The organism is Streptomyces sp. SID13726 (genome assembly GCF_010548375.1).
Classification (GTDB): Bacteria; Actinomycetota; Actinomycetes; order Streptomycetales; family Streptomycetaceae; genus Streptomyces.
In genome coordinates, this window is the sequence record NZ_JAAGLY010000183.1 from 1 (window position 1) to 582 (window position 582).

The 582-nt window shown below is 77.0% G+C and carries 1 pseudogene; it reads left to right on the plus strand.

Going from position 1 to position 582, the window contains the following annotated elements:
- Positions 1-582 (plus strand): annotated as a pseudogene (locus G3I78_RS47065) (hypothetical protein); the annotation flags it as partial.

Consider the following 582-nt stretch of genomic DNA (forward strand, 5'->3'; position numbering starts at 1 on the left):
TCCGGCCGCGACTGCTCGACAGCCTGATCGGCTGCGCCATCACCCTGATCGCCGGGTACATGCTCTGGCCCGAGAGCTGGCACACCCGGATCGGCGACCGGCTCGCCGACGCGGTGGACGATGCCGCCCGGTACGTGGAGCGCGCCTTCGGCGACCACCCCGACACCGAAGCCGGACTCCGGGCGGCCCGCACCGCCCGGCTGCCGAGCCTGGCCTGGGAGACCGTACGGGAGGGGCTGAAGTCGGGGCCGGTGCTCGTCCAGGTGCCGCGGCGGGGCTACGCGCCGCGGCTGGCGTGCGAGCGGTGCCGCGCTCCTGCCCGCTGCAAGGTCTGCGCGGGGCCGCTGGAGGCCCCCGACGCACGGGATCTGCACTGCGGCTGGTGCGGCCGGCAGGAGAGCGCCTGGCACTGCGAGGAGTGCGGGTCGTTCCGGCTGCGCGCCCAGGTGGTGGGGGCCCGGCGGACGGCCGAGGAGCTGGGGCGGGCCTTCCCGGCCGTCCCCGTACGGACGTCGGGGCGCGACCACATCCTGGACGAGGTGCCGGACCGGCCCGCGCTGGTGGTGTGCACCCCGGGGGCCG